Source organism: Myxococcus dinghuensis, from assembly GCF_024198235.1.
GTDB lineage: Bacteria > Myxococcota > Myxococcia > Myxococcales > Myxococcaceae > Myxococcus > Myxococcus dinghuensis.
This window is the reverse complement of the sequence record NZ_JAKCFB010000094.1, coordinates 1-4,694: the sequence shown is the minus strand read 5'-3', so window position 1 is coordinate 4,694 and position 4,694 is coordinate 1. Positions and strand designations below refer to the sequence as shown.

The 4,694-nt window shown below is 61.4% G+C and carries 2 protein-coding genes and 1 pseudogene; 2 read left to right on the top strand and 1 reads right to left on the bottom strand.

Features of this window, described 5'->3' with window-relative positions:
• The coding region (locus LZ198_RS43805) for an ATP-binding protein (RefSeq protein WP_407667519.1) at window positions 1–229 on the bottom strand (229 nt) is incomplete at its 3' end.
• A gap of 798 nt (window positions 230–1,027) precedes the next feature.
• Between LZ198_RS43805 and LZ198_RS42480 the strand changes: the two are divergent.
• Window positions 1,028–1,556: pseudogene (locus tag LZ198_RS42480) on the top strand (transposase); the annotation flags it as partial.
• A gap of 740 nt (window positions 1,557–2,296) precedes the next feature.
• Window positions 2,297–3,661: an IS701 family transposase gene (locus tag LZ198_RS42475; protein ID WP_253977883.1), complete on the top strand. Its 1,365-nt coding sequence runs from the start codon at window positions 2,297–2,299 to the stop codon at window positions 3,659–3,661.
• Window positions 3,662–4,694: the final 1,033 nt, after the last annotated feature.

Sequence of the window (4,694 nt, the reverse complement as noted above, 5' to 3'; positions counted from 1 at the left end):
AGGTGATGAGGGTGGAGGCCTTCTCGTAGCGGCGCATGATGAGCTCGAGCAGGTCCTCGGCGGCGGTGGCGGGCAGCTTGCGCATGCCCAGGTCATCGATGATGAGCAGCGGGGCGCTGGTGAGCGCGTCGAACTTCTGACGGCGGGTGCCCTCGAGGCTGGACTCGGCCAGCTCCTCGAGCAGGTGGTGGGCTTCGCGGTAGAGGACGCGGTGGCCCTGGGATTGGATGACGGCGCGGCCGAGGGCCTGGGCGATCCTGGCGTGGAGTCGCTGGCGACGCCACCATCAGGCCGTGGCCATGCAGCGCCACTACCGGGCCCGAACGGCGCGGTTCAAACTGCAGCTGTAGGACTACTGCCAATAGGGCCGACCTCTACTCATCTCGCCTGCGGCACGTTCGCCAACTCCCCGTCGCGACATTACTCGCAGCAATGGACCGCCCATCCTCGACCGTCTCAATATAGAATCCAGAACACACAGGGCAACAAGGACCCGAAAAGTACACCTCATGAATCTCGCAAAACAACAGATCAACACCAGGCTCCGCCCCACTCTCAACAACAACAACCTTCGTCGAATCGCCAACGCCAACCAGTCGCCCCGTGACCACGGCGACATCGCACCACCCAATCATCGAAAAAAATCGAACAAAGTCGCCATCGTCCTTGCCACGCAGAATTCCCCTCATTACTTCCGACACCAATATTCCTCGTTCCAGCGCAAACCACTTCGCCACTCGAGCTCGAGTTCCTTGCTCCATACGGCCCCAAACATCAAAATATGCTGGCGACTCCAAATTCATCCCATTCATTTTCAGTCTATCGAGTTCTATCCCAAAGCCGCCCAAGCTCACTCTGGAGTTACACCGGTCTCGTTGAGTCCTGGCGACTTGGTGGGGCCATGCCGCAGTTCGGTACCTCTTCTCATAGTTAGCGGGAGACTGGTAGCCGAGGTGACATGCTCTGGGATTTTCGGACCACGTGAAGCTTGAGAGGATGCCGTCTCCGGCCACCACGGAGGCAGGCAGTGAAGAAGAGTCGGTTCAGCGAAGAGCAGATGGTCGCGATCCTGCGCGAGGCGGAGCGGTCGTCAGTACCGGAGACCGCGAAGAAGCACGGAGTGAGCGAGCCGACGGTCTACGCATGGCGCAAGCGCTTCGGGGGCATGGACGCCAACGACACGAAGCGGCTGAAGCAGTTGGAGGCGGAGGATGCCCGGCTGAAGAAGCTGCTGGCTGAGCGGGACTTGGACATCGAAGTGCTGAAGGAAATCCAAGCAAAAAATGGTGAGCGCCCCCGCGCGAAGACAGCAGGTGGAGTATGCCCGCGCTCGGGGGCTGTCCACCCGGCGAGCATGCAGGCTGTTGCGGGTGGCGCGTTCGGCCTTGGGGTACGTGTCGCAGAAGGCACAGCGGGAGAGGCCTGTCGTGGAGCGGATGCGCGAACTCGCCCTGCAGTACCCGAGGTACGGCTACCGTCGCATCCGCATCTTCTTGGGACGTGACGGTCACCGCATGTGCCCAGGCAGGTCAGGGGGGCTCCACACAATGTGCGGGAGAGCCACGAGACCGGTGTAACTCCAGGCCGACTTCTTCCCTACCGGAATAGGCCCTTACCGCTCAGGGCGTCTCTCCGTTCGAGCCACAGCAGCACCATACGCGGAATCCCACTCAGTATGGTTTGCCGCCGAAGCCCAAGCTCGAACATGACCAGCACAACTAAAGTTCAAATCCAACGGATAATTCACAACCCGTCCAACAGGAGTACTTCTCACATGCCCGCGAGCCACCTCACGACATGCCGGGCAAATCACATATGGGGCACCAAACTCATCAAAAACAAAATCAAAGGAGCACCTCTGTCGCCATCCGATAGCCTCCAACACATGAACACAGCAAAGAACACCCTCGGTCAATCCATGCTCCAAGCAGTCAATCATTGCCATTCGTCACCTCGGAGCCTTTGAGGAAGAGCCAATCTTGGGAAACATCCTATAAGCAAACGCACGCCACTCGGCCCTATGTCGAGGAACATCTCCCCTCCCGTCTCAATCAGCAACCACCCAACACTCGCACAACTATTAATATCCCGCCCATCATATCTCAGCGGACCGAGATCTTCCTGCGCCAATAGCTCCTCGGCCTTCTCGAAGGCTTTCGTCCCGCGGGGAACATAGATCTTTGCCTCCCCTCTAAATTTCGTTGCATCATACGCTTTTTCAATCAGCCTGGCCCTAGCGCGCCTTACTACTACCCGGTCACTTGAATCCAGATGCCCCGTGTGATCTACGGTCGGGATGACACCCGGGCAGCTCAAGAAACTGGATGAGGCGCTGGGCGCCTACCTTGAAGAGATGGTCGCCGGAATGGGGCGACTGGAGAGACGGCGCGCGATGGAGGCCTACGTCACGGGCCTGCTGCTGGATGGGGAGCGCAAGAGCATCGAGCCAATGGCGGCCCGGCTGGTGGAGGACGCCGGGGAAGTGGAGGCAATGCGCCAGCGACTGCAGCAGTGCGTCTCGCAAGGGACGTGGAGCGACGAGGCGCTGAGGGAGCGACTGGCGCGGAGGCTGGAAGAGCGGCTGCCGGAGGTGGAAGCACTGGTGGTGGACTACATGGGCTTTCCGAAGAAGGGGAAGCACTCGGTCGGCGTGGCACGCCAGTACTCGGGGACGCTGGGGCGCACGGACAACTGCCAGGTGGCCGTCAGCCTGCATCTGGCTGGGGCACGCGGCAGCGGGTGCATTGGCATGCGGCTGTACCTGCCCGAGGAGTGGGCGACGGACAAGGCCCGGCGCAAGGCGGCCGGAGTCCCCGAAGAGGTGGGCGCCACGCGAAAATGGGAATTGGCGCTGTCGCAATTGGATGACGCGTTGAAGTGGGGCGTGCGCAAGCACGTCGTCCTAGCGGATGCGGGGTATGGCAACTGTCGGGAGTTTCGAGAAGGCCTCACGGCACGCGGCCTGCCCTACCTCGTCGCGGTGCCGGGGCAGCACAAGGTGTGGCCTCCGGGTGCGACGCCGCACCTGCCGGTGAAGAAGGCGGGCGCATCCGGACGCCCCCGGACTCGTCTCATCGACGACAGCGGCGTGCAGCCCTGGACGATTGAAGAGCTGGCGCGCCAGTTACCCGAGGAGGAGTACCGCCGCATCAGCTGGCGCGAGGGTAGCCGCGGCACGCAGTCCTCCACTTTCGCCGCGGTGCGAATCCAGGTCGCCGAAGGCCATGTCGTGCGCAAGGCGCCCGGCGCTCCCGAGTGGCTCGTGTGCGAGTGGACGCCGGGAGAGGCTGCGCCAACGAAGTACTACCTCGCGTCTCTGCCGGAAGACACGCCTCTCAAACGCCTCGTCAACCTGGCGAAGCTGCGCTGGCGCGTCGAGCGCGACTACCAGGAGATGAAAGGCGAAGTCGGCCTGGACCACTTCGAGGGCCGCACCTGGAGAGGCTTTCACCACCATGCCACGCTTTGCATGGTGGCCCATGGCTTCCTCGCGCTCCGTCGAGCGCTTTTCCCCCCGGAGGAGGATTCCCTGGACGCTGCCCCAGGTGCGTCGGCGCCTTCAGCATCTGCTACTGCGCCGCCTCGGCCATTGTCCGCTGTGCCTCCGCAGACGCAGCGCTCGCGCTCCTCCTCAAGGACCGTCACGCATCTGATCAAGTAGTACAAAGGAGTAGATATGTATCTGTGTGAAGCGCATGGGGAAGTGTCGTCGTCGTACTGCTGTGAACATGTGGCGCGGGCGGTGGAGTTTGGCGGCGCGTGCGAGGTTGAGTATGTTTTCGACGATTACGGCGAGTCGTATTTGGTGTGTCCGAAATGCTTGATGGGCGTTCGTCAACATCTTCACCAAGCAGGGGTGGGTTTCATTGGTGAATACCCAATTGAGATATCGAGCGCGTGCGAAGGACATGTGCGGGAATGGGCCATTAGGGAGAATGGAACGGACTTGGATGCCCTGTTTGGTGCGGCCGAGTCGAGGACGGGTCGTCGCCCCGAAAGATGAGTGGATGTCTCTGCTTTACGTGATATGAGGCGGGCGGACTTGTCTTTATGATGAGTGGAGAACTTCGTATGCGGGTGCGTTTCGGTGTGTCCTGAATGTGAATTTGAAATGCTATTCGCAGCTCAACGCGAATGGCTGTGGAGCGCGCCGTGCGTGCTGGCGAGATCCATCGGTGTGTTCGTGGGCAAGTTCGACGCCTCCGGGCTGCTGTCGCGGTTGCTGTGTGGAACGAATGCGGAGATCCTGTCCATCTCCCACTCATTCGCAGACGGGGAGCGGGTGGCGATGCAGGCGGGCGCCGATGGGAGATGTACCAATTCTTTCGTGGGCGGCGGCTCTGAGCAGGACCGAATCGTTCCAGCTGACATCATCGCGAACCTATCCGGGAGCGCGAGGCGGGTAACCGTCCGGCCGACGACGTGCCGGAAGGATTGAAGGCGGACCTCGGCCGTGCTCGGCGAGCGCCGCGAGGAGTGAGCTATTTACAGGCTCTAACAAATTCTTCCAGGCCTGGGTTCGTTCCACGACCCAGCGGTAGAGACCGAGTCTCTCCTTGGATTCAACGGCCTTGTCGCCATGCAGCTTCCCAGGACGGAGCCGACGCTGACCCGAGGGCATTCTCACGGCAGGCACGGAGTCGAGGAGCGGGAAGAGTTCGTGGGTGTCGTGCACGTTGGCGGCCGTCACGGAT